The organism is Haloquadratum walsbyi J07HQW2, from assembly GCF_000415985.1.
Taxonomy (GTDB): Archaea; Halobacteriota; Halobacteria; order Halobacteriales; family Haloferacaceae; genus Haloquadratum; species Haloquadratum walsbyi_B.
On the sequence record NZ_KE356561.1, the window covers coordinates 272,074 to 297,708 of the forward strand.

The 25,635-nt window shown below is 51.1% G+C and carries 27 protein-coding genes and 4 pseudogenes; 14 read left to right on the plus strand and 17 right to left on the minus strand.

Going from position 1 to position 25,635, the window contains the following annotated elements; translation table 11 throughout:
• Positions 1-102 precede the first annotated feature (102 nt).
• Positions 103-885, plus strand: a complete 783-nt coding sequence (locus J07HQW2_RS01350; RefSeq protein WP_021053399.1) for a hypothetical protein — start codon at positions 103-105, stop codon at positions 883-885.
• 191 nt (positions 886-1,076) lie between these two features.
• On the opposite strand, the gene J07HQW2_RS01355 is transcribed toward J07HQW2_RS01350, so the two are convergent.
• The 3 genes and pseudogenes from J07HQW2_RS01355 to J07HQW2_RS19760 form a co-directional block, all read right to left on the minus strand.
• Positions 1,077-1,676 (minus strand): hypothetical protein, encoded by a 600-nt coding sequence (locus J07HQW2_RS01355; RefSeq protein WP_303703868.1) that lies wholly within the window; start codon positions 1,674-1,676, stop codon positions 1,077-1,079.
• Positions 1,677-2,507: 831 nt separating this feature from the next.
• Positions 2,508-3,533: an SMP-30/gluconolactonase/LRE family protein gene (locus J07HQW2_RS01360; RefSeq protein ID WP_021053401.1), complete on the minus strand. Its 1,026-nt coding sequence runs from the start codon at positions 3,531-3,533 to the stop codon at positions 2,508-2,510.
• A 75-nt stretch (positions 3,534-3,608) separates the two neighbouring features.
• Positions 3,609-3,828 (minus strand): annotated as a pseudogene (locus tag J07HQW2_RS19760) (RNA-guided endonuclease TnpB family protein); the annotation flags it as partial.
• 116 nt (positions 3,829-3,944) lie between these two features.
• Between J07HQW2_RS19760 and J07HQW2_RS19765 the strand changes: the two are divergent.
• Both J07HQW2_RS19765 and J07HQW2_RS01365 read left to right on the plus strand, forming a co-directional pair.
• On the plus strand, positions 3,945-4,049 hold the full coding sequence (locus tag J07HQW2_RS19765; protein WP_394324602.1) for an HNH endonuclease: 105 nt from the start codon (positions 3,945-3,947) through the stop codon (positions 4,047-4,049).
• Between the two features lie 543 nt (positions 4,050-4,592).
• Positions 4,593-5,495, plus strand: coding sequence for a hypothetical protein (locus J07HQW2_RS01365; protein ID WP_303703871.1), 903 nt, complete (start codon positions 4,593-4,595; stop codon positions 5,493-5,495).
• A gap of 320 nt (positions 5,496-5,815) precedes the next feature.
• Here J07HQW2_RS01365 and J07HQW2_RS01370 read toward each other — a convergent pair whose 3' ends face one another.
• A complete protein-coding gene (locus J07HQW2_RS01370) occupies positions 5,816-6,145 on the minus strand; it encodes a hypothetical protein (protein ID WP_021053404.1) in 330 nt (109 codons plus the stop codon).
• Between the two features lie 75 nt (positions 6,146-6,220).
• Between J07HQW2_RS01370 and J07HQW2_RS01375 the strand changes: the two genes are divergently transcribed.
• Positions 6,221-6,487, plus strand: a complete 267-nt coding sequence (locus J07HQW2_RS01375; protein ID WP_021053405.1) for a hypothetical protein — start codon at positions 6,221-6,223, stop codon at positions 6,485-6,487.
• Between the two features lie 53 nt (positions 6,488-6,540).
• Here the strand turns inward: J07HQW2_RS01375 and J07HQW2_RS17035 are convergent, their stop codons facing one another.
• Positions 6,541-6,702: a hypothetical protein gene (locus J07HQW2_RS17035; protein WP_303703872.1), complete on the minus strand. Its 162-nt coding sequence runs from the start codon at positions 6,700-6,702 to the stop codon at positions 6,541-6,543.
• 314 nt (positions 6,703-7,016) lie between these two features.
• On the opposite strand from J07HQW2_RS17035, the gene J07HQW2_RS01380 reads away from it, so the two are divergent.
• Positions 7,017-7,511, plus strand: a complete 495-nt coding sequence (locus tag J07HQW2_RS01380; RefSeq protein WP_021053406.1) for a hypothetical protein — start codon at positions 7,017-7,019, stop codon at positions 7,509-7,511.
• A 328-nt stretch (positions 7,512-7,839) separates the two neighbouring features.
• Positions 7,840-8,313, plus strand: a complete 474-nt coding sequence (locus J07HQW2_RS01385) for a hypothetical protein (protein WP_021053407.1) — start codon at positions 7,840-7,842, stop codon at positions 8,311-8,313.
• Positions 8,314-8,666: 353 nt separating this feature from the next.
• Here J07HQW2_RS01385 and J07HQW2_RS01390 read toward each other — a convergent pair whose 3' ends face one another.
• The 7 genes from J07HQW2_RS01390 to J07HQW2_RS01425 form a co-directional block, all read right to left on the minus strand.
• Entirely contained in the window at positions 8,667-9,440 is a 774-nt protein-coding gene (locus J07HQW2_RS01390) for a DUF6498-containing protein (protein ID WP_021053409.1), read from the minus strand.
• A 352-nt stretch (positions 9,441-9,792) separates the two neighbouring features.
• Positions 9,793-10,653: a CPBP family intramembrane glutamic endopeptidase gene (locus tag J07HQW2_RS01395; RefSeq protein ID WP_021053411.1), complete on the minus strand. Its 861-nt coding sequence runs from the start codon at positions 10,651-10,653 to the stop codon at positions 9,793-9,795.
• 472 nt (positions 10,654-11,125) lie between these two features.
• Positions 11,126-11,344, minus strand: coding sequence for a hypothetical protein (locus J07HQW2_RS01400; protein WP_021053412.1), 219 nt, complete (start codon positions 11,342-11,344; stop codon positions 11,126-11,128).
• Between the two features lie 95 nt (positions 11,345-11,439).
• Positions 11,440-12,279 carry a hypothetical protein gene (locus tag J07HQW2_RS01405; protein ID WP_021053413.1) on the minus strand — a complete coding sequence of 280 codons (840 nt, stop codon included), beginning with the start codon at positions 12,277-12,279 and terminating at the stop codon, positions 11,440-11,442.
• Between the two features lie 1,486 nt (positions 12,280-13,765).
• On the minus strand, positions 13,766-15,520 hold the full coding sequence (locus J07HQW2_RS01410; protein WP_021053414.1) for a GLUG motif-containing protein: 1,755 nt from the start codon (positions 15,518-15,520) through the stop codon (positions 13,766-13,768).
• A 1,048-nt stretch (positions 15,521-16,568) separates the two neighbouring features.
• Positions 16,569-16,829, minus strand: a complete 261-nt coding sequence (locus tag J07HQW2_RS01420) for a hypothetical protein (protein ID WP_303703873.1) — start codon at positions 16,827-16,829, stop codon at positions 16,569-16,571.
• Positions 16,830-16,902: 73 nt separating this feature from the next.
• Positions 16,903-17,085, minus strand: a complete 183-nt coding sequence (locus tag J07HQW2_RS01425) for a hypothetical protein (protein ID WP_048075065.1) — start codon at positions 17,083-17,085, stop codon at positions 16,903-16,905.
• A gap of 172 nt (positions 17,086-17,257) precedes the next feature.
• On the opposite strand from J07HQW2_RS01425, the pseudogene J07HQW2_RS17040 reads away from it, so the two are divergent.
• The 3 pseudogenes from J07HQW2_RS17040 to J07HQW2_RS01435 form a co-directional block, all read left to right on the plus strand.
• Positions 17,258-17,515: pseudogene (locus J07HQW2_RS17040) on the plus strand (hypothetical protein); the annotation flags it as partial.
• Positions 17,515-17,916 (plus strand): annotated as a pseudogene (locus tag J07HQW2_RS19495) (MarR family transcriptional regulator); the annotation flags it as partial. The pseudogenes J07HQW2_RS17040 and J07HQW2_RS19495, both read left to right, overlap by 1 nt.
• Positions 17,913-18,242, plus strand: a pseudogene (locus J07HQW2_RS01435) (hypothetical protein); the annotation flags it as partial. The pseudogenes J07HQW2_RS19495 and J07HQW2_RS01435, both read left to right, overlap by 4 nt.
• Positions 18,243-18,483: 241 nt before the next feature.
• On the opposite strand, the gene J07HQW2_RS17045 reads toward J07HQW2_RS01435, so the two are convergent.
• From J07HQW2_RS17045 to J07HQW2_RS01450, 3 genes are all read right to left on the minus strand, one after another.
• The gene (locus tag J07HQW2_RS17045) at positions 18,484-18,651 is read right to left on the minus strand and encodes a nucleotide-binding protein (RefSeq protein ID WP_303703874.1); all 168 of its coding nucleotides are present in this window, start codon (positions 18,649-18,651) and stop codon (positions 18,484-18,486) included.
• A 36-nt stretch (positions 18,652-18,687) separates the two neighbouring features.
• On the minus strand, positions 18,688-19,074 hold the full coding sequence (locus J07HQW2_RS01445) for a PIN domain-containing protein (protein WP_021053422.1): 387 nt from the start codon (positions 19,072-19,074) through the stop codon (positions 18,688-18,690).
• 399 nt (positions 19,075-19,473) lie between these two features.
• The gene (locus J07HQW2_RS01450; RefSeq protein WP_021053423.1) at positions 19,474-20,331 is read right to left on the minus strand and encodes an ATP-binding protein; all 858 of its coding nucleotides are present in this window, start codon (positions 20,329-20,331) and stop codon (positions 19,474-19,476) included.
• Positions 20,332-20,504: 173 nt separating this feature from the next.
• On the opposite strand from J07HQW2_RS01450, the gene J07HQW2_RS01455 reads away from it, so the two are divergent.
• The gene (locus J07HQW2_RS01455) at positions 20,505-20,705 is read left to right on the plus strand and encodes a hypothetical protein (protein ID WP_048075067.1); all 201 of its coding nucleotides are present in this window, start codon (positions 20,505-20,507) and stop codon (positions 20,703-20,705) included.
• 551 nt (positions 20,706-21,256) lie between these two features.
• Here J07HQW2_RS01455 and J07HQW2_RS17050 read toward each other — a convergent pair.
• Together J07HQW2_RS17050 and J07HQW2_RS01460 are read right to left on the minus strand one after the other, a co-directional pair.
• The gene (locus tag J07HQW2_RS17050; protein WP_303703875.1) at positions 21,257-21,379 is read right to left on the minus strand and encodes a hypothetical protein; all 123 of its coding nucleotides are present in this window, start codon (positions 21,377-21,379) and stop codon (positions 21,257-21,259) included.
• Positions 21,380-21,508: 129 nt separating this feature from the next.
• The gene (locus tag J07HQW2_RS01460; protein WP_021053424.1) at positions 21,509-21,838 is read right to left on the minus strand and encodes a hypothetical protein; all 330 of its coding nucleotides are present in this window, start codon (positions 21,836-21,838) and stop codon (positions 21,509-21,511) included.
• Positions 21,839-21,967: 129 nt separating this feature from the next.
• Here J07HQW2_RS01460 and J07HQW2_RS01465 point away from each other — a divergent pair, with 129 nt between their 5' ends.
• From J07HQW2_RS01465 to J07HQW2_RS01480, 4 genes are all read left to right on the plus strand, one after another.
• Positions 21,968-22,168: a hypothetical protein gene (locus tag J07HQW2_RS01465; RefSeq protein WP_021053425.1), complete on the plus strand. Its 201-nt coding sequence runs from the start codon at positions 21,968-21,970 to the stop codon at positions 22,166-22,168.
• Between the two features lie 1,141 nt (positions 22,169-23,309).
• A complete protein-coding gene (locus J07HQW2_RS01470; RefSeq protein WP_021053426.1) occupies positions 23,310-23,672 on the plus strand; it encodes a hypothetical protein in 363 nt (120 codons plus the stop codon).
• Positions 23,673-23,932: 260 nt separating this feature from the next.
• Positions 23,933-24,316, plus strand: a complete 384-nt coding sequence (locus tag J07HQW2_RS01475; RefSeq protein ID WP_021053428.1) for an SHOCT domain-containing protein — start codon at positions 23,933-23,935, stop codon at positions 24,314-24,316.
• Between the two features lie 424 nt (positions 24,317-24,740).
• Positions 24,741-25,160, plus strand: coding sequence for a DUF5518 domain-containing protein (locus tag J07HQW2_RS01480; RefSeq protein ID WP_021053429.1), 420 nt, complete (start codon positions 24,741-24,743; stop codon positions 25,158-25,160).
• The last annotated feature ends 475 nt before the right edge of the window (positions 25,161-25,635 follow it).

Sequence of the window (25,635 nt, forward strand, 5' to 3'; positions counted from 1 at the left end):
TGTGTCACTACAGTAGTCAGGTATATTCGCTGAGAAACAGAGAAATAGAAGATAAAAATAAAAAATAAAAATATACTTGTTGACAATTGTCTTTCGTCTATCATGTTTGCTGGAGCTTCTGTATTGGCTGTCGATGTATCAGAATTACTTCTCGGGGCTGGCATGGTGGCAGCTGGATTCCGTGCGATAATACATGGACTCAAAGAGTTAAATCGAGCATGGCGGGTATACACGACAGATTCAGTCCCGATTAATGAGGCTATTGCGACTGATGAATTGGTTCAGATCACTGGATCTGTTCAGCCATCACAATCGAGTAACGTGATTGTCTCGCCAATCCGAAGCGAAGAGTGTGTGGCATACGAGTATCAGATTCGCTCTCAATTAAGCGATAATTCGACAAACATCGATTCTGGGATCGAATACCGTCCATTTAGGATTTCTGATGGGACAGCAGAGATAATCGTTGATCCGACTCAGCAGAGCCTGTCATTTGAAACGCAGAAAAAGACGGTCACTGGGGCTCACAGAGTATCAGAAGAAATTGATCTGGAGAACGTTGACATGGATCCATCGGCTGAGATAAACGACTCAGGTAGTGTCCCAAATCCGATTGAGTTGATCGAGGGAACGATCAGTACTGGCGAGGAAATAGCCGTTGTCGGGAAAGCCAACCCAGCGTCAAATGGAGCAACCGAAGAGACTAGTATAGATGCCAATGGAGTTATGACGCCTACCACGGGTCATCTAAATATCATAGATAATCTAACGAGAACCACCGCAGTGAAAATAGGCGCTCAGGGTGTCCTTTTGTCAATCGTTGGGTCCGTATTTTCGCTTGGTGGGTTAATCTTTCTTGTGAGGAATCTCGACTATCTGCTGTGATGAGAAGACAATTGTATTCTCAATAGTGATAACGTTGCGAAACCCGATTCCAGACACAACTCTCAATTCTGGAGAGTGTTGCGTTCACAATGAACTTGATGTGATAACCGGGTGACTGTGTTTGCGAGGCCGGGAGTCTCGTGGCTGTTACCTTTGGACCAGTTTCCTCGACTCTGAGAGCAGAGTGTCTTCTATCGCCATTTGGTATGGATTGTCACCGCTAACTGTCCCATCTGATCTAAGCTAACGGGGTCTGCCGGCAGATACTCTCCGTCTGAGGGTCTCACCGTCCAGAAGAGATGGCAAAACACATTCGCATCCCGAATTTTAATCAGATATCCTGGTCCCACACCATTCTCACCGTCCCATGAATACAGCTCACTTGCAACTCCAACGTTGAGTTCTCGAGATTCAGCTTCCCTTACCGATGATCCTATGAGGTATTCGGGAGTGATCGGCTCATATCCATCTTTCGCAGCAGATACGTCAGGTTTTTTACGAATATTGAAAAGCACACCAACGTAACTCTTTGGAGTCGGTTTGGAGAATGCCTGCATTGCGAATGTCGCGTCAGCACCCGACTCATCCTGTTCCTGTTCCCAGTCACTGCCAGGGAGATCTTCGGTTGTGAGCGTCAACTCGTCGACCGGCGATTGAATCAATTGGGAGTCGTTGCCTGTTGTTGAGAACTCTCTTTGTTGCTCTGCGGATTGTGTCTCGCTCCCAGAGCACCCAGCAATTGCGACCGTTCCCGCAGTGATGAGACTGACTACCAGTTTCCTTCGCTTCATGAGTTCGACTCTGACTCCGACTCCGACTCTGAGACATAAATCGACGAGTGGTGTTTTTCGCACAGAGAAACATCGCCAGGTGATCTTGACATTGATGATTCAGCCAGACCCGACCTCCTCCCGTCCGTGTGTGCGAAATGTCGCATGTCGGGGGGATTCATTACCGGCTCCAGACAACGACCTGTCGTATTCGGCTACTCTTTGCGAGTGACACAACGGCGATGTTTTCCGGTGAACCAGGCTATTCGTTCTAATATGTTGCTCACTGTGAATGTTCTGAAACCACGCCGTCCAGCGGGTTTAATGACAAATTTCCAAGAGCTGTCTCCTCACATCTACCGAATAGTATTTGTGTGTGTACAGTAGACTGAGATATTTGAGGGCGTCATCAGAAAGTCGCCTAACTGAGGATATTCTTGGCTCCTCGATATGCAATATTTATGCCACGGTTAATATCTGCCTTTCTCGAGGGCGATTTGTTACATAAGGCATGAATTGGGGAAGGGTTATTTTGAATATCGACTGTCATGTTCCGATATGGATACCAACGAACATCTCAAAGAACTGTTCCAAGAAATTGAAAGCGTTTCAACGAACAAATTGAGTCAGAATTCAACAGTTTCACCCAAAGCGGGGTAAAGTCCATGATTATACGTAGCGTATTATCTGTCTCGATACCGACATAAATTGGTTGGTTTCACTTCGTCAAAATGCTGAGATAAGCATATTATAATACAGGGGTTGCACCTCGGATTATCAACCAATGAAGGAAAGTAATAAACTATTCCCCGACACATTCCGGAAGATATTATCTGTGACTCATAACTCAGGTTAAATTTTCCTGCGGAGAATCGCCCCATCATCGGGCGACTGATTTGCGAAATTACAAATGAAGAGGTCGTTCGAAGTGGGGTCAAATAACACGTCTGAAGGAAAGACTAGTCCATCATCTGCAGTAGCGATAGTCTCCGTTGTTCCTCCAGTATCGACACGAACCACGCGGTTTTGACTATTAGCAGCAATATAAATATCACCATCACGGATAGTAATCCCGTCTGCACCGAGGATCGCCTCACTTTCTAAGACAGTGCTCGCTTCACCAGCACTCCCGTCTGATTGGACAGGCACCTTCATGAGTCGACCGGTCTCACCCGCTTGCGTCACCGCGATATAGATAGTGCCGTCGGTACCTCGAGTAATACCGTTTGCACCAAAGCTCTCGGTCGACAATCGGTCATCATCAAGCCATCTCTCGCGTAACCCATCAGTCCCGACGGCGTGCACCACGCCACGAGACGATTCAGTCACCAGCATCCGAGACCGATCAGCATCAAATAGGATGTCGTTCGGAAAGCCACTGATTCCAACGAGTTGGCTCACCTCATCACCTGGGGGAGCCGCCCAGACACCTGCGTTATCGTCCTGTGTGGCAACAGCGACGTAAACAGTGCCATCCGGTCCAATCTCAACTCCGACAGCTCCTGGCATCGTAGCCAGTTGCTTGGTGTCCGCGAGGGTCAGCCCGGTCTCACCGACCCGACCGGATGAGAGGCGGCGTACCTCGCCAGCTGTGATTCCGAAGTAGAGATTCCCATCGGCATCGAACGCCATGTTTTCCGGCACACGCTCCCCTGGGATTGACACGACAGTTTCCACACTGGAGGTAGATGTCGAAGCTTGAGTGTCAGGTTGAGGTGTCGTCAGGGCGGTCTCGGTCTCGGTCGCTGTCGCCGTCTCACCAGTCGCGGTGTTAGCAGGCGTTGACGATTGGTCAGTCTCCACACAGCCAGTTACTCCGAGGGTCACCGCTACACCGCTTGCGAGCAACGCGCGCCGAGTAAGTGAATCGTCCAGCACAACCAGTATTAACGAACGGAAGTCGGTTCAATGCACGGAAATCGGGAATATGTGTTTGATATTCTACTCGTCGGTTTCAAACGGGGTTGTGATAACGTCGATGTGAGTACCACTCCTACTGAGGACGTCGTTAAGATGCTTGTATGGCTCCGCGCTGATACGAAACACTACATCGCTGTCGTCGGTGAGAGATAGCTTATATCCCCTCAGTGTAGTTCGCACAAAGCAGGTGCGCAACTGTCTTCGTGTGGCTTGGCAGTCCAAAGTCGTCGTGCTCATAGTAGTTCTCCATCGAGAGAACTGGGATAAGTTGCGAGCCCAAGCGTCTGACCGCGATGACTACGAGTGCAAGAATTGTGGTCTCAAAGGGGCTCAGGTGGCGGCGAGGCAGTCTTGCACGCACATCATATCGTGCCCATCTCAAAGGGGGGCAACCATCGCATGGCGAACTTAGCGACTCTGTGCGAAACGTGCCACAGTAAAATACACCCACACATCTCGAGCAATTCGGGATGAGTCTCAAGAGTGTGAGAGTGATCCGTTAGAAGGGTGTTCTTGGCACAAGTCCCTGGGGTTGTGTGCTGAGAATATCGCAACCCTCGAATTGTGCAACGGAACAGCAGAAACTTGCACAATTTCAGAGATCACACCGTCACACACCCGTCACGGTCACCGTGGAGCCCCCGGTGTTTATACCCAATATCGGTATCGGATATTGCACTGTTGAGTCATCGCCAAGACACGCCAATTCGGCGCCGATGTGCAAAATCAGGACTGTCTCATATCCGGGTTGAGTCCGACTCCAGGGTCTCATTCTTCGACGCTGCCGTATCGCTACGAGCGAAACCGCAGTGCCCGCAAGTGCCCTCGGTCGTATCGAGATTGATTCAACCTTCGGCGCTCAGGTTGACGGCTCTGCGAAGTAGAAACAATACTCCCACTGAAAGCCACCGCCAGCCACAAAGAGGGCTGTCAATACGACTAACAAACGCTAGCCGGTCGGTTCGGTTCCGGTTCGGGTGAAGATGGTAGAGTAATTAGAACATCACACTTTCGCCCGTGCCTCTGAATCGAGGCGGTTTTTTATTTTTTCCCGGAGAGGACATCACATGTATGGGGAGTGTCGGTAGCGCTCTCGGTGTGGCGGTTCTGATGATGATCGCAGTGAGTACGATACCGTCTATCTTTCTGTACAAGCGGTACCAAACCGGACAGCGATACAGGCAGATCCGCGGGACAGCTGTCGAAACCCCGGATACAGTCACTCCGGGGGAGACACTGTTCATCCGTGGAACGGTCACAGCCGGGAACGGGACCGACTCGGTCACCGGACCGGTGTCAAGAACCGAGACAGCACTCGCTGCGTGGGTCATCAGAGAGTGGTACACCTCGGACAACTACTGGATGCCGAAGGCACGTGGTATCGAGGCTGGTGACATACATCTCAGCGGGTCTGCGGGACGGGTCAAGCTCCCGAATCGCTTCGAGTGTGCACAGACCGAGCTCGGAACGCGTATTGCTGGCGTCGGAGCCCCGAATATCGAAGGTGTCGAAACCGACGACACCGTGGTCGAAACCAGCGAGTTTGACACAGACACGGAGATTCCGCCGGAGAAGTCGACACCGTCACGACTCGCCACGCTGGAGCAGCGTGTCGGTCTCGATCCGTCGACCAAAGGCTGGTCACTCCCCTTTGGTCGTGATTCTGGCACCCGAAACTACCGGGAGGTGACCGTCGACACCGGTGACACAGTCACGGTGTACGGGAGGGTAGACGCGGGCGCCCGACCTGGAGCGGCGCCAACAGTCTCACCACCCAAGGGCGACGCCCTGCTCGTGAGTACACTCCCACCCGACGACCTCGTCCGACGCTACCGGTGGTCCTACTGGAGAGGGTTCTACGGTCTCCTCGGCGTGATACTGCTGTTCGGTGTGTTCGCGGGCACCCTCGTGTACATCTGAGTCTCCCCTCAGTGGTCGGTGGGAACTCAAGAACCCCAGTCCTGAATATCGCCGTTCGGACGGGTTAATATCTCTTTTCACGAAAAGAGAGACTGAACTTTGGAATTGACCCAACGTGAGTGCCTGAAAGTCGGTTAGTGATAAATAAACACCTGATACTGTCGCTAAACTTTGGAGTCTGAAACAGACTCCAAAGTTGGGCTAACAGTTCACATGATACTCAGTAACAGTTGTGCGAACACTGCTTCAATCACAGACAGATGACAGCACTCACATCTCGGTGCCTCTTATTCTGAGCTCTGATGACTCCTCAGAGGCAGCTATGAGGCGAACGCAGCCCCCACCCCCACCTGTCCGAGGTCAGTGATTGTCAACTCACCACTGGCGAAGGCTTGTCCTGCTTGCCCTAATTCACTGATGCTAATGTCACCATCTCCATCTGCATCGAACTCGCCGACAATACCGTCAAGTGGTGAGTCTGAATCTGCATCGGAATCTGAATCGTCGGGACTCTCGGGTGTTTCTGGAGTTGTACTATTCGGTTGATATCCCCACAGTCCCGTATCGGTACTCTGTGTTTTATTCTCAACCGATTCAAAACTGTTCTCGCGGGAGAAATCACTCTCGTAGAGCCGCGGGGAGACACACATAGTGCGGTGACACGGACAACGCGACTCTTTATTCTCTGTCGAACGTTGAAAGAGAGGAGGAAATCAAAAACAAGTATGACTGGGAGAGTGACTTTATTAATATATGCCAGCTTCATACTCACGCCTCTGTGTGGATTAGCTATCGTTCAGTTACTTCTTCGAAGTGGACTGTTCACCGCTGAGACAACCGAACAACAAGTCGCATTCTTTCCGGCATCATCCACGTTTCTTGAGTTCAAATCACAACTTCACCGGTGGGTTGTAATGGCAGGATTTTTTATCGGATGGATTGTCGGAATAGGGTTGTATATCTATTTACTTGACCAATTCTATTTCAATTAAAAGTAAAAAACGAACATTTCTCCATCAAAATTGCAACGTGCAAAGGTGACAAGTCACAGAGGTGCGCCGCGGAAGTCGAAATTGAGACGATGCCGTCGACGGTCAATGATAAGACGCGAATCACGGTACGCGACGACGGTGAGTCGCTGTTCCAGCACAGTCACGGAATCAGTCTCTGTCTCTGCCTCTGGCTTGTCAACTGTGGTGCTCGGCAACTCGGTGACGGTTCGAGTTTGGGCGGCTTGGCGATGGCGGAACTGCCCTACACTTTTTTAGCACACGTGCTAGGCTGACGGTCACCGGTATCTACGCCGAAACAGCGGACGCATTCAGCAATCGCCTCCGATCAAGCTTCGAGACATTGGGATCACCTCTTGGGACTCGCGGTCAACACGCGGGAGAACCGTGAGCTCCTGTTGATGGACGCAATCACAGTCATTTCCTCAACCCCATCAATCGATTTCACCGCCAGAGACACTCCGAACGGATTTTATCCAAAATCACATCAATGGCAATATGCCTCCTAAGGATGAATCAACATATACGCTCGCCATTCGACTCCGTTACGCGTCGTCAAGCCCTCGCAATCGGTGCCAGCGCCGCCGTAGCGTCCACCGCCGGGTGCTCGACAGTCCTTGACGCGGTCGGCAACCGAATCTTCGAACAGCTCAACCTCTTCAACCAGTTGAATCAGGAGGTTAGCGGGACGATTGAGGTTGCAGATCCCGACGGCGAGACGGTCCTTGATACTTCCTTCGACGTTCCCTCTACCGAGTCAGACGGTGAGAGCAATATCGTCGCCTACGCCGACGTATGGACCACCACCGGCGAGTATCATGTTGATTTGGAGCTCGCGGATACCGTGATAGCAGGAACTTCAGGGCTGAGTCAGCGATTTTCGATTACTAGTATTGAAGAGGAAATCGTCGCTATCTCTATTGGCTCGAGCGAGGAAACTGAACCAATCGCGCTTCGAGTCGGAGAGTCGTTCTCGGATCTCGCGCAGACAAACGAGACCAGCTAACCAGGACCGAGGAGTTTCACGAGTGTTTACTCGACGGCGGGTTCCGAGCCCGTGTCAACGACAAGCGTGAAATCGCCCGCGAACTTCGACTGTGGCCGGCGTTTCAATGACTGAGTGAATCGGGATGGTCGTGAGCAATTATGACACTGGTTCCATTTTGACCACTCCCGTCACGTGTTTTGTTTCAATCAAACGACAGAAAAACCCTCGCGCGACGCGCGCCCCCGGTATGCGCGTTAAACAATTGCTCTGTCATGCGATTCAGTGCTACTCCTAACAGACAGAGTATTTCCCCTATATTCATGCTGGAACTGTAGTCATACTGCGTATGGTCGATATCCAATTTCCAGTTGAACAGTTAGGCATTGAATTCGGGCGATCTCCAGTTGATTTTTCTCACGAGTCGGATATGCAGTCTCGACTTTCTCAGTTACTTCGAGATGAAATTGAATTGTCAGCCGCCGCCCCACTGACGCCTCGCTCTACCGCATTTGACTCGGAAGGGATGCAAATCGGCACCCCTTCGTCGTACAGATCGGAGTACGACGAATGGATCAAGCATCAAGTGGATAAGATAGCTGACGACAAATCAACCCCGTACTTGTCACGTGTCCACACCGAAGTCTGGTTCACGAATGATTTTGGTAGCGATAAAAAGAATCGCGTTGATCTTGCTGTCCTCAGAGGTGGCGATCCACCAAATTATCGGCCTGTCATATGGTTCAAGGGTAAGCAATCACTGAGCTTTGAGATGGTTGATCACGCTTTTGAACCGCCTGTCGCTAAAATAATGCAAGACTGATATGAACTCAGTACTGGATACACAGCGCGAGTCTCGTATCAACCCCGCTCTGAATTACAGAGAATCCGAACCGGCATCACGAGTGCACTACTTTTTGCGTTTCTGCTGTTTTAATCCATATTCCTCTAGATCATACTCACCAAGTACGGATACAGACAGTATTACTGTTCCACACACAGCCAAAGAAACCCAGAACATATCTACACTGAGTGGGCCAACAGTGACCAGACTATTGCCTGGGTTAGAGAACACGATAGTCATTATTATCCCGCCTACACCAATAATTGGGAGTCGGTAATGGTGGATTTTTGTCAATATTCGTAGCACATTTCAACGGTCTATACAATTGCGAATCATAATATTTGTGAACGACAGTTCTTTCGCACGCAGAGTTGGGAAACTGCTGATTCATTCTCACGTAGATGTGGATGCCAATCAGTGCCTTGGATATACACTCTGATGACACCAATGGGGATCAGATACGCTAATGACACGAAGTGTGGAATAGAGTAACCATCAATATCCATCGCAATTCCAACACTGACAATGATGAACGTAACTGGAATAAAGACATAAAACAGAATGAGGTACAGTTCACTGAGGGGAATAAACCCACATTTGAGTGCCTCTGCTGGTGTTCGGTTCTGATATCGCTGATCAGCGATGAAATGTCGCCACACCCGACTTAGTTGGAAGGTACCGATCCCGATAATCGCTGTACCGGTAGATAGTGTGAGTATCGATCCAAGAGGTGGAGCGACTACAAAGAGTCCACCCGCAAGAGCCGTAGTCACCACGATTTGCTTCGCCGCAAATCGGATATTACGCCGATAGATCGGTGGGAGCCTCGGAGGCGTAATCAAAGGCGTTGGCTCCTCATCCCATTGCTCGTCGGGTTCCCGAAGGTGTTCCCGGATCGGCTGGGCGGTAAAGAAGGCGGTCCCGATGAATATGATATTGATGACAACGATTTCAAGCACGTACAACAGGATAAGTTCTCCAATATTCCACTCGAAAGCGACCGTCCCAGCGACAAGTGCAGCGTTCAGTACCAAGGCTGGAATATAATCGCTCGGCTTTCCGACGTGTTCTGGCAGGTATTCACGAAGATGCGTCCAGAGTGACATACAAATGAATCTGTTCGGTATCAATGGTATGCCGCTTAGGCAGTAATAAAATACGACCTCAGGCAGTTTCATGAGGTGGCATGAAGAGGGTACTTCGATGGGATTCAGTGATGGATCCTCACTTGGCGTTGACACTCATCTCCGAGAGCTATGTGCGGGGGTCATATCGAACGGAATTCCACTAATCGATGTCGGCGTATCGGGCTAGCATATCAGCGTGCTGGTGGTGCTCTATTAGTTAGAACTCACAGTGAGCTTCTTTTTTGCGGTACTCCAAGCACTACTCGTCGGGCGTTCCGATCGCTCACTACAGGTGGTATACTAACTGAACCGCAACCGGTCTAACAGGTCGCTAGTCAGCAGTCCTCTCCTGCTCCGGTACACACTCTCCAAGTTGACCGGGAACGACAGGAAGAGTTCCATCCCGTGTCAACGTCTGTGACCCGGCATACAGCGCAATGATCGACGCACAGAGTAAATACAATACGGTGTCCCCGGACAGGATATCAAACACGGCAGGCACGTTTCCAGCAGCGTCTCCGATACGGGGCATATTATGGGAAGCATGGGTGATCATCGCGACTGGCAACGCTCCCTCTGTGTTGTTGTACAGCCATCCGAGAATGACTGACAGCGCTATCATATTCAGTGTATATTCCCAGAATACGGTGAATTCGCCGGTCCTAGTGAGTATCATAGGGATATGCCAAAGGACCCAGACGACGCCAATTACCATACTCGCGCGAAGCGCACTAAATCGTTGCTGGAGACGGGGCTGTAGGAAGCCACGCCAACCCAACTCTTCCAATGCACCAGCCAGAAAGAGCGTAACGGCGAAATTGAAGAGGTACCGTCCAGCCGGAGCATAGGGAACCGCCACGTCGGCACCGGAAAGTGCCGCAACTATTGTCTCGGCTTCGGTACCGAGCATCATGATGGTGATACCGATGAGATACCAGTGAATGCCAACTCGCAGGTTACGAAGTTGTCCAAGCCAATCTCGAACACTTTCATCAAGTAACCAGACCGTCACCCCCGCAGCAATCATCGGAGTCCATGCATAGAGGATCCGCCCCCCTGCTATCGGAATAGCGGATCCAAACATCCCGTAGAGGTCCGCAAAGACGAGTCCCGCACAGAGTGCAAGCACAGATAGGAAGGTTCCAATTGGTCGGTGAGATGCCTTTCGTCTGAGGCTGTCAACGCCATTCATTTTCTCTGACCCATTTTAAATCCCGTACTCCAATGCGTACTGTCGGACGCCCAAACGACTGGAAGCGACCATTTCTGAACTGGCGGTTGATGTGCGCGCCTCATAGGCGAGCGAAATTGGTGGGATAGATAAATACCGAATGGGCGTTTCAGCCTCTGAGATACGATATATTATACATTTTAACGCGAGTTACCCACAGCGTATATACAGTGAGCAGGTGCGCTCTATCGGTTGATTTAATTCTTATTTTTGTACAACCCTCCTAGATTGGCATTTTTCTGCGGTGATTCAACGGTGGCATATGCTACATTGGTTATACAGACGGGTGTGGTGTGGGTGGTGATCACGCCGGGTGTGACGGTGTGAGCTCGAGTTATTGCACACTCAAATGCACGTCCGATGTGCAAAACGAGGCTTGCGATATTCTCAGCACACAACCCCGCAGTTGCATCAAGACCACCACTCCAACGGCTTACGCACCGGCACCACCAGTCTGATCCGACAGTTCCTGAGCCCGTTCGAGTGTGTCCATCTTGAGTTGATCTGTCTCAGATGCTGGGTCATCTGCACTCTCGAATGCATCTGCTGCTGCTTCGAGGAACTCCGCCCAGGTCAGCCCATGGGCTTCTGTCACTGAGCCGGCATCCTCAGTAGGTTCATTATCCAGTGTGATACTCAATTGTGTCACCATGATCAGTACTCAGTACAGAGGTCTCAATAAAAACGCTCCCACTGTCATGTCATGTGAGTATGACTGTGGCTGTCGCTGTTACTATTCAGGTCTTTTTAATCTAATGACCACTCGTATACTTGCGTCCGTGAGCCCAGCTCAACGCGAACTGTTGCGAACTCTCTGTTAAAATCCGCGCTGTGAAATCTCGATCCCTCTGTCAGTGGAAATACTATCCATCCTGAGATGCTGGTTCCGGGAGCAATCGTGTGATCGGTGTCTGCAGATACCGCGTGATAGGACTCATACGAGACTTGGTCTGCTGAGAATGGTCCCGATTCCGGTCCCGGTCCCGGTTTCATTGGTTTCATTGGTTCGCCATCATATTCCAGCTCCATCTTCCCTGCTAAGGGGTCAGTTGTGAATATTGGAACCTGTCGATCACTGTCCCCGATATTTGTGATCTCAAACTGAATCAGAACATACGGACCGTCAGTAATGCTCTCGTATCCCGTCTCAGCAGACACAATCCTGTCTGCTGTGGTAACGTCTGTGACACTGGCAGCCAGGGTTTGTGTTGATGCTTCCTCACCTAATTGTAATTGTGTTGGTCCGCCTGCTGCTCCTGTTGCGGCAGTGACAACAAGAACGGACAGGATGATCCCGGTCAGACTGTATGCGGTTACTGATCCACATCGGACTGCTTGGCTGTCGCTACGAGTCCCTGGGAGACGAGATAACACAGCCCCGCTCTCACCAACTCTCCAGACATACAGTGGTCTTCCAATCCAATACCATAGTGGAGACCCAGCGGCTACACATGTAAAAACCCAGAACATACCATGCCATACCCCACCACTATTTACCCCGAATCCTGCAATAATATCTGCTACAATCGCTACAACTGTCCCAGAGAGCAATCCAATGAGTCCTCTCGCAAGCTTGAATCCACGCATGAGAGTAGGCAAGTATCGAGAGCGTGTTAGATGATAATTTGAAAAAATGTGTCGGCAAGATCCTCGCTCAGAAACACCACTCGTGGGTGAGTCTTGCTTCTCTGTCGGAGTCTGTATATAGAATCCCACACTCAGTTTTATGATTCACATGCCCATACTCCGGTGCTAATCACGTACCCACCTGTGCCCGATAGAGTCCGCCTGGGTAATCACACGAATAGTCATTAGAATTATATCCTGTTCGCTCATTATCAGTATTGCTCGTGGTTCATTGTCCCGCGAGCGAGATCCAGATGTAAGACCTACTCCACGGGTCACTCCCGCACCCGTGGTTTCTGAAGACACTCTATTCTCAATAGTCACAACCACGGTTCTAGCGTTGTCCTGATACCCCCCTTCTCCCGGCGTGATCAGTACCTCGTGTCAGGTTTCCTAATCAGCGCGTCGCATGCGCGCAGGGGGATCTGAATAAATAACTCTCAATAGTAGTACATAATCTATGTAAGTCGTGTATGACCACTCTACCCACAGAACATGTGTGTAACAGTCCTAAATTCGCTCCTATATGAGTATCATGAACAATAACAAGATTGTTTAATTACGAGATTTTGAAAGTTGAAAAAATAGTGTTCGCACCCTGAAAAAACAAATATCACTAGATTTTTTATACTAGTACAATAGAATATGTCACTGCTAGGGGTATGGAAATTAACTGATGATTCCATTCTCAGAATTACCCGAGCCTGACTCATCCAAAGAACACGCTTGGCTAATTCGGAGGTATGCCCCTAGCAGCTACGTCAAGCTATCGGTTTCATACATTAAGTAATTTGGTACACCTGTCGGATTTTGTATAGTAATTGACAAACTCGTGCTGTGAATCGCTCCTGAGATGGTGATACCAATAACCGATGATTTCTGTTGTTTTTCAAATTGGGTGATCGTGCCCTATCCCTCACGGTTCTTTAAATAAAAACTGAGAAAATAATGAACGAATACAGTGATACTCGTTGCTCTCATTACCGTGTAATTACACAGTGATCGCACATCGCGTCTGCAGGTGCAGGATGAGGATCCTCGATGCAGATGCAATTGCATGACCCCCTTGCTCCAGGCGTGATCACGTACCCCCCGCTCCCGATGACGATGCAAATGCCAGAGGCACTTTCATTTGCCATCTCAGTTGTCATTCTCGAAAAGAAGATCCTCACTCCCGGGAGTCGGGGACTAGTCTCTCGATTCGCCTTATGTAACAAATCGCCTTCTGAGAAAAGCAGACATTACATAAGGTGCTGATCCCGATACCCCCTGCTCCAGAGGCATTTACAGAGTTAATTCAATATGTGTCTGAGATTCTCGGGAGTCCCGGGAGTCGACCTGATCCCGATACTGTCTCTCAATGTTTTGACTCTATCAGATGACTCCTCAGAGGCAGCTATGAGGCGAATGCAGCCCCACCCCCCCACCTCTCCGAGGTCAGTGATTGTCAACTCACCACTGGCGAAGGCTTGTCCTGCTTGCCCCAATTCACTGATGCTAATCTCACCATTTCCATCTGCATCTGGATCACACTCGCCGGCAGCTCCCTCAAGTGGGACTCTGAGTCTGGGTCCTGACCCGTACCTGTATCTGTGCCAGCAAGTGCAATTAATACTGGATAGTCATCAGAGACGGTCTGCCAACTCTCACCGAACTCGAGTCCACCCATATTCTGCTCGGCTGCCGTTCCTTGCATCTCAGAAGTGGTTAATTCGCTCGCAGCGCCAGCAGAGGTATCTTGACTGGTAGCTTGCTCATCGAAGTACGAGTCCCGAACCGTTCCTTGCCGTCCCAGTCGAGACCGATTTCCGACAAGCCCGCCTACGTCAGCTGTTGCGGTCACATTTCCAACAGCGAAACTATCTTCAACAATCCCGATATGCACTCCAATAAGACCTCCAGCAAATTCATCTGCACTGACGGTGCCAGACGCAGATGTGTTTCGAACGGCGCCAATGTTCGCTCCAACGAGTCCCCCAACGTCGCGTTCGCCCTCAGTATTGCTCAACGCCCTCGCGGTTGTAATCGTCCCATTATTTTGTCCGGCAAGTCCACCGACGTTATCTGAGCCACTCACACCCCCAGAGGCAGTCGCGTCTTTGATTACCCCATCCTCATCATTGAACCCGACTAGTCCACCAGTGAGGGCTAATCCATCGACATTCCCACAGGCTGTAGCGTTCATGATTCTGCCACGACTTTGTCCAACTAATCCGCCCACGGAGTCTGAACCATTCACACCCCCAGAGGCAGTCGCGTCTTTGATTACCACATCCTCATCACTGAATCCGACCAGTCCACCAGTGAAATCCGATCCGTCGACATTCCTAGAGGCTGTTGCGTTCGTGATTGTGCTTCCATTCTCAGCGAGTCCAACGAGACCGCCGGTCGCGTTCGTGCCACTCACACCCCCAGAGGCAGTCGCGTCTTTGATCACCACATTCTCATCAGCTACTCCGACCAGTCCACCAGTGAAATTTAATCCATCGACATTCCCAGAGGCAGTCGCATTTACAATCATCCCACCCTCATCACTGATTCCGACCAGCCCACCAGTGAAATCTAGTCCATCGACATTGCCAGAAGCTGTTGCAGTTCGAATGGTCACATTATTGCATCCGACGAGTCCACCCACACCCGCCCGCCCGCTCACACTCCCAGAGGCTGTTGCGTTCCGTATCGTTCCATCATTGCGTCCGACAAGTCCACCCACAAAGTTGCCGCCAGTGATGCTCACCTCGGTAAGTGTAACATGTTTGACTATTCCTGCACTCATCCCGAACAGCCCAACGTTGTTTCTCTCTGGGCGATCAATTGTGAGTCCGGTGATTCTGTATCCATTCCCATCAAATGATCCAGTGAACTCTGGAGGACGAGCACGGACAGGCAGGTCAGTTGCGTTACCTCCGACTGGGTTAAATCCACGTCCATCATTGAATTGCGCCGTTTGTGAGGCATCGATATCACTCACGAGTTCGTAATTCGCATTCAGATCGTCCTCCATTGCTTGCAACTCAGACGCATTCGAAATCTCATATGGATTTGACCGGCTCCCGTCACCAGATAAATCGTTCGCGTTCGTGTCAACGTCTGCAGGTCCAGCACCGGCTTGCCCGTGTGCTGTCCCGACGAATCCTCCGACGACTGAGAATCCCACTGTGAGTATCACACCCATCAGCAGGATTGCTGTCCTCTGTCGCATAGGATTGTCATATTAACGAAACATAAAAAACAACAAGGAAACAATCTCGAGTCGGATATCCTGCGACTCCCATCAATCACTGATAGGCGACTGCTACTGGATGACAGCAATGTAATAGACGAGACTCAGTCACAGACTCTGTCTGACTTTTTAACGGTTCAATATCACCATCAGTTCGTGCTTCAGATAGCCCTCGAGACTCAATCCCATGTTTCTTCATCAATTTTTCTCACTCCATAGCTTCTGATATACTCTCATTCGCAGGAATCCCAACTGGTGGTCACACTCTCCAAGTGTGATTATGTATCGGCTACATCCTGGCTTATCGACTACTGAAGCGGATCTACCGACATGTTCCGTCCCCGTCCCCGTTCCGTTCCAACATCCAATATGGAAATCCACCCTGACGGCTCATTATCCGTCTCACACGACTACTCGCAGTATCAATATCATCACGTGTTGCTGATATGATCTTCCTGAGTATAGATGAGCTTATGCTTTTTTTTTGCATTTTTCGGGGTTGCGACAATCGGATCTATACTACTCATCAGTCGTGCTCTTATGACCGGAAGCAGCTCTGCTCAACTCATCCTTCTGGGTGGACTCATACCCTATATCCTTGTACTGACACTCGACGCACATGACAAAGTGGGCGATCTAAAACATATCTCGGTGATTCCACTCGGCATTATTGGAGTGGTCGCATCTTTGAGCGGGCATGCTAGTGATAACCGATATTCTTCTACATCTTAGCCGTTGGGAGCTTTCTTGATTTCGCTTGGAATCGGTTTGACGGCCTTCACTGACAGCAGACGATAGTACCACCCACTCCCGATGAGATTATCTTAATTTGGGAGTTTGCAAGGTCGAGTCTCAGAGAGTCGGTTACTTAGGACGAGACGTTCGATATTGTCTCTCAACTTTGGACTCTATACACTGAATCACAAGTTCCACTGACCCTGTCGCATACCCGCTTGAGCTGTTGAACTCTCTTGAGATTGGTTTTGTGACTGTGACTGTGGTTGTTCCTGTTGCTATTCAGCTCTTTTTAATCTAATGACCACTCGTATACTTGCGTCCGTGAGCCCAGTTCAATGCGAACTGTCGCAAACTCTCTGTTAAAAGCCAATTCCTCTGTCAGTGGAAATACCACCCATCCTGAGATGCTGTCTCCAGGAGCAATCGTGTGATCGGTGTCTGCAGATACCGTGTGATAGGATTCATACGAGACTTGGTCTGGTGAGAATGGTCCTGGTCCTGGTCCCGGTCCCGGTCTCATTGGGATTACTGTTTCGCCATCATTTTTCATCTCCATCTCACCTGCCAAGGGTCCAGTTGTTACTATTCGAACTTGTTGATCACTGTCCCCAATATTTCTGATCTCAAACTGAAAGAACACAGGAGCCGCCAATAGTTCTCTCGTCTCCCGTCTCAGCAGATACAATCTTGTCTGCTGTGGTAACGTCTGTGACACTGACAGCGAGGGTTTCTGTTGATGCTTCCTCGCCTAATTGTAATTGTGTCGGTCCGCCTGCTGCTCCTGTTGCGGCAGTGACAATGTTCACGATCACGCCCGAGCAGAAGAAGGGTCTCAAGCGTCACAAGCGGTCGGCGATGAAGTCCGCGTCGCCCTCGGACCATCCTACACCGTCGCTGGGTCGATGATGAACCTCCCGCTGGCGCAGTGCGTCAACCTCGCCCCCTGGTAGGCGACTACCACCTCCGTCAGAAGCCCCTATAGAACACCGAGAGCTCTCCGTGCTCATGGCCGCGCTGTTCGTGACGAGTCTAATCACGGGTCTCGTTACTGCAAGCCCGCCACGACCTGTCACGGAGGGGAATGTGCTTACTGAGAATGAATCAGCGACGCTGTGGTCTCGCGATGCGGACAACTACATCAGTCAGGAGGAGCACCAGCAGCGATACGGTCACGAACAGACGGCGATGCACCAGCTCGCGAACGGGACGGACATCATGTTCACGCGCCCGCCGGCGTGCAGACCACCGAGGATACGGGCACGCTCCTAGACAGACCTGATTGGCAGGTCACTGGACTCGGTCGAGTCGAGGAGTACGGGCTACAGTTCTTCCTCGCGGGCGAACCCGCGTTCTGGTATGCACCCGACGAGGAACTCACGCCCGCCGACGTAGTGTGTCACACCCTCGTCCGCAATAGTGAATCCCGTCGCGTTAGCTATGCAATGCTGTTGATCGAAAAGTTGGACATCGACCAAGAGACGCTCACAGACACTGCAACGTGGTACGATCTGGAATCCACGATTGCTGCGATGTACCAGGCACTGCAGGAAGGGGTTGAGGACTCGGACGAGCTCCCTGTCGTCCTTCCAAGTGAATCAGAATTTATGCCGCTCGAAGAGCAGTACGGAGTCGCATGACTGTATTCAAGGGTAAGGGTGGGGAGGCGATCAAAGAGTTCCTCGAAGAGTTCGACAGTTGGCTGTCGGGGTCCGTGACGGTGTATCTCCTCGGCGGATCTGCGATGACAGTGTGGGGATTGAAACACCAGACCGAAGATATCGATCTCGTAGTGGGTGTGGTGTCCGGGTTCGAGCACATCCACCAGACGCTCACGTCTGAAGGATTCACGGTTGTCGATGAACCGACGGAGTCGTTCGAGGGCGTCGGAAAAACCGTCGAACTACATCACGACAAGCGCGGTTTTCGGATCGATCTCTTCGAACGGCAGATCGTCGGGAAAGTCTAGATCACCGACCGGATGGATGACCGGGCGACCTCGTCGATGTTCCCGAGTGTTGCGTCGAGGCCGTCTAAGCTCTAGTGCGCCGGGAGTCGTCGGTCGGGATGATGAGGTCCCCGACGGCTGTGGGGAGCTTCTCGGAGATAGTCTCCCACTGCTCTTGGAACACTGTGGTGATGTTTGGCTAGCGGTCATCATCGACCTGAACGTCGCCCCAGAGGCCGAAGTGTTTGGCGAGGTCGCCCTACTTCCCGGCGAGATCGAGGAGCAGGACATCGTACCCGTATCGGTCGAGAGCGACGCCGAGATGCGCCGTCGCTGTGGGCTTCCCGGCGCCGCCTTTGTCGAGAAAAGTAGCTGCTCTGAGTGCTAAATCAGGCACATACGCGGTAGTTGTGTGCGTGCCACTCACCGACGCCGTCTTCAGTCATGTTTGCTCGAACTAAGCCTACTCGTCGGTGTCCGGCTTCAGCTGGAGGCGCTCGGGATCGACGTCATCGTACCCTTTGTCCGACGAAAGGATGGAGAGACCCCGGGTCTCGGCAGTCGCCGCGTGGAAGGAGTCAAACGCGGTCATCCCTTCTTCGAAGTAGTTCACGGCTTTGAGGACGATCTGGTACTCCTCCCCGGTCTCAACGGGAACGATGTCGAGCATGTTTGAGAACAGCGTGATGTAGTCGAACTCGTTCCGCTCCCGAATGAGTAGCACCTCCAGATACGCGTATGATGAGGTCACGACATCGTGTTCTTCAATGGCGTCTTCGGCACCGTCTTCGAGCCAGTCGGGCCCTTTGAGAAGGGCGAGGAGAGAGTCTGTCTCGACGTATACGGTCACTCGTCGCTAGCCTCCGCGGCAGCTTTCCCTCGCTCGAACCCCTCCTCCGCGTCTTGCTTGGCCTGTTCCCGTGCCTCCTCACGGAGATCCTCAACCGACTGTCCCTCAAACGCATCGCCAGCAGCTTCACGAACTGCTTGGAGTGGGTCCTCGTCGATGGGGTGAGTTCGAGTCGGTCCTTGTACTCAACGACGTGGAACTTCTCACCGTATTTCTGCCTCAATTGCGAGGTCAGGTACAGCCGCCCATGCGAATCTGTTTCGACTGACATGGAAGTGTATTCGTATGGGATGATCACAGAGCTTGTCCCAAAGATTGATCATCTGACCCACAGAACAGGTATCTACAGAAAATCAGCTGGTCGGTTCGGTCAGTACAGGCGACAGACTATCTAGACAGTCAGTCATCGCCTTCCGATTCCTCAGTAGTCGGCTGTCTGTGAGACCCCACTGTTGGTCTCGCTTTCATCGACTGCTTCACGCGATGGACGACGTGATTCGAGGTCGCCTGTGAGGTCGTTTTCCGACATCCGACTCCCCTCTGGTTCGGCTTGTTCATCGTGTCTGCCCGAGACTGTGACTGTGAGTATCTTGTGTCGACGGGGGTATCCGGACTTCCCGTGCCGAGTTGCGTCTGTGGGTTAGACTTGGTCTGCTTGTATCCACGTTTGCCGTCTCCGCTGGTATCAGGCACGTTTATTTCGAAGTCACCTCGGGCGTTATCCCGACCATCGTTGATGCTGCGCCCGTGTTGTGCAGAAAGCTGCTCTCCGGAAGCCCCGGTATTGCTCCCAGGGAGCAAGCAGTAGTCCCGCCGCGTTGCACGGGTAATTTCAGCGTTGGTCTCGGTGAAAATATACCCCTGCGTTGACACGGTCCGATCGAATACGGGATCATCGGACTTGCTGTGACTGTCGGGAATACCAACAGGAAGCATTGTCACGACCTCGGGGATGTCGGTCATGAACCCGGTGTCAGGGAGTTGCGCGATCCACTCTCCTCGCGGGAGCGACGTGATCCGATCGACGAGTTCCTGTTCTTCGATACCCTCGTGGAATAACGTCATCAAGAGCTCGTCGTCAACAGCGAGTTTGCCGATGAGTTTCGTATTGATGTTCCGCAGGATTTCCTTATATGAGGAGACATCGAGGGCATCGCTTTTGACTTGCTCTGCGAAGTGGACGATAACCTCGAGTGAAAGCCCGAACTCACGCCCATCAGGAACCATGTCGTCACGCACCAGTTCGGAGTAAAGCATCGCCGCGGATTCGTCGATGATGATGTTAATAACGTATTCATCTTCAACCGGTGGGGTGTCCCCAACACGATGACGGAGGCGGGCACCCGATCAGATGTAGTCGAGCAACAGGAATGTAAATAGATCGCTTGAGGCGGGTCGAATATCACCCGTGTCGATGAGGATCACCTTGTTTGAGTCAAGGATATCCTGTATTGTATATCGAACATTTGGGACTGGTCGGCGTAGCAGCCCCTCTCATCATTCCATTCGGGAACGAAATTGAGGATACGCTAGATGAAATCTCGCTCGGCGAGCTTGGTGATGCGGTTCATGACGGCGTCGATCGACGATCTGAACCGCTGTTTGTCGGCATGGAGATGCCGCGTGAGTGAGCGTTCGAGAGTCTTGTTGCTCACGTCGGGCATCTTTCCCTGGGCCTGTACCTTCTTGTCCTCGCTCCCTTTTTGTTGCATTTTGAAGACATCCTGAAACAGGTCCTTGATCGGTATCGGTTCATGCGTCCCGACCGTACACGGGATCGAACATCGCTTTGATCAGGTTATTGAGGATCTCCTGAGCGACGAACGCCTGCTGAGTTATCTCTCGACCCAGCACGTGCACGAGGAGTTCATTGTAGCGATCAACTTTCGCTTGAACAGCGACCGTACGTGAGACGCCGGCGGCGAGTTGCGGACGGATGTCGAAGTACAGGAAGGCGAGTACCTCGTCGCCTGGTCCCGGAACGGGGAGGGGATGTGGACGACGTCATCGAGGGTGCTGAAGTTCTTGAAATGTGCTCTCTTGTACTCGGTAGCCATTGTCCCACCTTTCCGGTCGAAAACGAAGATGGGACCGTCAAACGACTCGTAGGCTGACAGCGCATCGTTGATCATCGTCGTTGTCTTCTCCGCACCAGTTGTCGCCGCGCGTAGGATGTGGTGTGTCAGTTGTCCCGCATCGAGATGGATTGAATATCTGATCGGCTGTCGACCGCAGTCTCAGCATATCCAATGTGCATCCCGGAGTCATACTGCGAGAGCAGGTCCTCATCTGTCGTGTGTGGCACAATCGGGTGAACTCCTTATGATTGACCCCGAGGATCTCGCCCTCAATTCCATAGTACGGTCCTGAAAGAGACGTGAAGGCGTTCGAGATGCTTTGGACAGGGTCATTACAGGCAGCCCGGAGTGTGAGGTCAAACGTTGTCGTCGGTTGTCTGCGGTCGATCTACTCCATCCGCGATCCCGTAATCTCGTAATCTCGTAATCTTGTCATCCTCGCCGGTGCTGACAGACCCTCTGACCTGCTCAGAGATGTCTCCACGGTGGATATTCTGGCGCTCCTGATCGGATGTTACGAACGCCTGCCGGAACAGCTCGTTTTTGAACGCAGAGAGTGTTCCATGATTGCCCATTTTGAGGTTCTGTTTGTGGATTTCAGCCTCGCTGGTCCAGTCAGCCCGGGGCTTGGAGATAGTCTGGAATATGAACGGGTCGTCGGTGTGGACAGCTTGCTCAAGAAGCACGCTGAGTGGCGAACGATATTGATCATCGCTGTCGATGGATAAATTGCTGAACGGTCAAAGTAGCGTCATCCAGTCGTCTTTTTTCGAGGCGATGCCCTTCCAGCGAACGACCAAGGGACGATTTTCCTTATGAACCTCCTCGAGACGGAGCGGAACGCCTTCGCTATTAAGCTCCTCTTCAGCCTCTTCGGACGAGGGTTCATTCCCGCTCCCAATTTCTTCGTCAATGAAGACCTCGGGGTCCTCAAATCCGACGAGGTTCTCAAGGTCGACAATGTTGTCAAGCGTAGCAATACGCCGCCCACCAACGCGGGCGTTCCCGTCCTCTGAAGCGAACGCCGCAAGAGGATTGAATGGGACAATCTCGAACTCGGAGTCGGAGTTAATCTCCGCTCAGAGAGCCACTCTGAGAGTTGACAATCCGTCACTGAAACTGACAGGCAGTTCCACACGTGGGTAGGAATCAGACTAGGCTAGGCTAGGCTAGGCTTGGCACTCCCAGCGCCAGCAGTCCAGTCCTACTCTACCCGCACCCACGACAGTCCGTGAACCCCACATGCACATGTAGATGGATTCTCACCTCACCTCACCTCACCGTGCCGGGTACGGGTTGGGGTTCGGTTCGGTGGAATGGGATTGAACTGCAACCCTGCAATCTCCTCTCCACTGCTCCTGCTCCTGCTCCTGCTCACGCTCAGGATTCCTCCAAGTTCACGCGGAGGAGGATGTCAAGCGTGTCACTCGATGAGATATAACTGCACTTGCAATCTTCTGAGTATGAAATCGGCGAGAGGGCTATGTATCTCTCCGCTTGCTCCTGTGACGATCCTAATATGAGCGCTCATCACAAATCCTGTTGGGCAGATTCTCGATTTTCCATTCAACTTGAGAGCGCGCAGTCAGTTGTGCTTCCAACTCATTAGCCCGAGAGCATTCATCTATTTTCTCGGTCCAAGATCCGTACTTTCTCCCGAAGCAACGACCACTGTGACGCATACTTCTTCGCTTTTTTGTCTTTCTCACACCAATAGACGGCTCTCTATGGAAGGCAAGAACTTGCTAGTTTATCTCCTGTTCTCTGGATCTTGGCTACAATGAAAAATGTCGAGTGGGTATGAGAGTGTATTTGTTTGAGTCTATTGAGAGTGACACAACTGCGAACGACGAGGTATAGACAGACAGTTCCCTGGGATCCTCACCGCTGGACACCGGCGGGAAAACCGATACAGTTATTTGAGCACTTGGTGGAGACTAAATCGGTCCAATTTTTAAATTCATCTATAATAGGTCGATAGTCGGACCATCCCGGGAGGCAAAAATTGTCCTCCCGGATCACCTCATTCTCAATAGTCATCACAAAACAAACCAGACCCAATGATGCTCACTCAAAGAACGGACGCTGGAAACCACAGTTACACGACGAGATTTTCAGAGGAAATTATATCTCAACCGGATTGTTCTACTATATAATATGCAGCGACGACAATTCATGACTGTTGTCAGTGTTGGATTGCTTTCGGGGACAGGGGCTGGGTGTCTTCTCCGCCCGAATCCACAAGATGCAACTGTCAATATCGCCCCTGCAAGCGTTGATGAAGACGCAAGTGCAGTGTTATATGCCGATTTTCCACAGGCTGAACAAGAAATCGCTCAGACGACCCTTACTGAAGGGTTCTATCATGTGTGTAGTTCCGGGCACGCTCCGGTCGTTTGCCCGGCGATTCGATCTCGAAGACTCTGCAGGGGACTCATATCTCATGTACAAAACCGATATGTATGGGTTGTGGATTCGGATTACAGACACACTGCGAGTGTCAACTGCCCCATCACCTGATGAGAATCCTTCTTGTGGCCCCTTATAGGCTTGATTCAAACGCGCCGTGGTCTGCGTTGAATCCGACAACATAATGACAGCGATAACTGACAATATAGCCATATTCGTCAGATAATGACTAACACCGAACTCTCCACTCCACACAGCGATACAGTCTCGCCAACAGATATGCATCCCAATATCAATCCTACCGACCATAGAAAAGCCACCTTTTCAGGGCAGCCCTCACTAACGCTGAAGTCTGTCGCGAATGTAGAGAGATGAGTGATATGGAAGAGCCGTATTCTGACGAAGATACTCTGAACATGATTGCCGCTGGGGCAGTCACGACAGTGACTCTCCTTGTTGGGTTTGGGCTCTTAGCCGCTGGTATGTCGTATTTTTGGGTTGTGTTCCCAGTAGGGTTTGCTGGAGTCCTCCCACTGACAATCGGGGTTCTGCGTTTTTATCGGGAGAATGATAACATGAGTAATCAGACCTCAGAGGAGGACCCAATTACGACACTTCGAGAACGATACGCGAATGGGGAGCTGACTGATGAAGAGTTTGAAAATCAGGTTGAAAAGTTAATTGAGACGGAATCCGGTATTAACTCTCACAGCAAGCGCGAATCTGAACGTGAAGTTGAGCGTGAAAAATCGTAAAGATACGAGTGCACACTCCCGTCTTCAGCTGTGTTACATCTACTGCCCTTGCACAGATTACTCGCGGTAAATCTGTGACTATCGTGGATTCACGCCCTGTGTAACATTTAGCTGATATTGTATATAAGATACTCCCCGCTCCAGACGTGATCACGTAATGTCCCTTCTGTTCCAGTGCTAATCCCGATATTCTTACTAGAGGGCGTCGGATTATTTGTTAACAGCGTGGCATGGAGTGTGACAATTTGTCACACTCTCCCTATCGTATCGAAGTATCGTCAAGAGTCGTATGCAAGATACAGAAAATGAATCTTGTACAGTCTCTCTCGGCAACTACACCCGCTCAACCATCGGTTCGATTTCCCTCGTATTAAATCCAGAAAATCAAGAGTCGTATTATCTGCTATCGGTCTCATGAGTAGATATGCAATCAAATAGCTATAACCGCTCAATCCCGCAAGTCTGGCGTGTTGCGATTCTTGGAGTGATAGCTGCACTACCCGCCACTGTGATAGTAAATTGGTTTCCATACTCCGAGGCGGGTATCGGTGGTGGGGTGATGATAATTGGATCAATACTTGCTGGAGGTTTCGCGGCTACCCGCTCGGTAGAGCCGAGTGCTGCTGGGCTCCGGACTGGGTTTTTGAGTGGTATGATTGCACTATCTGTATTTATTATTACAGAAGGCATGACACTAATGCGGTCTGTCAGTGCGATTGTGTTCTTCTTGATTAACGTTGTGATGCTTCTGTGTGCCTCGCCGTTTTTCGGTATGATTTTCGGTCGAGTCGGTGGCTGGATAATAAACGCCGTCGCCGAAAGCAGAATCAAGCAAGCATCGTGACCGGGCGAGAGTGAGATTCCTCCAGTGCTGTATACGTGGCGTGGGGCTATCCTGTATCCCAGTCCGAATACCATTCCAATCTGGTGGGTTATGCTTTCGATTGAGACTGATTCTCTGACACCCTCGATTCATCTAATATCTGTCTGACTCCTCTCGGGAGTCAGGGTTTGTTGTCTGGACCAGTTGTCCCGGCTTCAGGCGCACCCTACGTTACCGAGGATTGAGAAGTCAATATCCATATCAGTGTGATACAGTCTTCTCGAGAATCCCGTGCTCGCGCCTGGAAAGTCACCGGTAACCGGTCACTTCGACAGAAAGTGAATATACTGGCATGTGAGATTCATTCGATAACAGTTAGATCGGACTGTCTCTGCACAAATTACTCAACTACCCTGTGCGACTATAGCTCCAATAAGAAAGCTCCGTATAAGCAGACGACCACCGAGTCGTGATCAGCTAGCTATTTGACGACTGA

Excerpts from the sequence above, each read along its gene's own strand:
- J07HQW2_RS01350 (WP_021053399.1), top strand. The coding sequence starts at position 103 with ATGTTTGCTGGAGCTTCTGTATTGGCTGTCGATGTATCAGAATTACTT.
- J07HQW2_RS01355 (WP_303703868.1), bottom strand. The coding sequence starts at position 1,676 with ATGAAGCGAAGGAAACTGGTAGTCAGTCTCATCACTGCGGGAACGGTC.
- J07HQW2_RS01370 (WP_021053404.1), bottom strand. The coding sequence starts at position 6,145 with ATGTGTGTCTCCCCGCGGCTCTACGAGAGTGATTTCTCCCGCGAGAAC.
- J07HQW2_RS01375 (WP_021053405.1), top strand. The coding sequence starts at position 6,221 with ATGACTGGGAGAGTGACTTTATTAATATATGCCAGCTTCATACTCACG.
- J07HQW2_RS01380 (WP_021053406.1), top strand. The coding sequence starts at position 7,017 with ATGAATCAACATATACGCTCGCCATTCGACTCCGTTACGCGTCGTCAA.
- J07HQW2_RS01385 (WP_021053407.1), top strand. The coding sequence starts at position 7,840 with ATGGTCGATATCCAATTTCCAGTTGAACAGTTAGGCATTGAATTCGGG.
- J07HQW2_RS01390 (WP_021053409.1), bottom strand. The coding sequence starts at position 9,440 with ATGTCACTCTGGACGCATCTTCGTGAATACCTGCCAGAACACGTCGGA.
- J07HQW2_RS01395 (WP_021053411.1), bottom strand. The coding sequence starts at position 10,653 with ATGAATGGCGTTGACAGCCTCAGACGAAAGGCATCTCACCGACCAATT.
- J07HQW2_RS01400 (WP_021053412.1), bottom strand. The coding sequence starts at position 11,344 with ATGGTGACACAATTGAGTATCACACTGGATAATGAACCTACTGAGGAT.
- J07HQW2_RS01405 (WP_021053413.1), bottom strand. The coding sequence starts at position 12,279 with ATGCGTGGATTCAAGCTTGCGAGAGGACTCATTGGATTGCTCTCTGGG.
- J07HQW2_RS01410 (WP_021053414.1), bottom strand. The coding sequence starts at position 15,520 with ATGCGACAGAGGACAGCAATCCTGCTGATGGGTGTGATACTCACAGTG.
- J07HQW2_RS01420 (WP_303703873.1), bottom strand. The coding sequence starts at position 16,829 with ATGAAAAATGATGGCGAAACAGTAATCCCAATGAGACCGGGACCGGGA.
- J07HQW2_RS01450 (WP_021053423.1), bottom strand. The coding sequence starts at position 20,331 with ATGCTTTACTCCGAACTGGTGCGTGACGACATGGTTCCTGATGGGCGT.
- J07HQW2_RS01465 (WP_021053425.1), top strand. The coding sequence starts at position 21,968 with ATGAACCTCCTCGAGACGGAGCGGAACGCCTTCGCTATTAAGCTCCTC.
- J07HQW2_RS01470 (WP_021053426.1), top strand. The coding sequence starts at position 23,310 with ATGCAGCGACGACAATTCATGACTGTTGTCAGTGTTGGATTGCTTTCG.
- J07HQW2_RS01475 (WP_021053428.1), top strand. The coding sequence starts at position 23,933 with ATGAGTGATATGGAAGAGCCGTATTCTGACGAAGATACTCTGAACATG.
- J07HQW2_RS01480 (WP_021053429.1), top strand. The coding sequence starts at position 24,741 with ATGCAATCAAATAGCTATAACCGCTCAATCCCGCAAGTCTGGCGTGTT.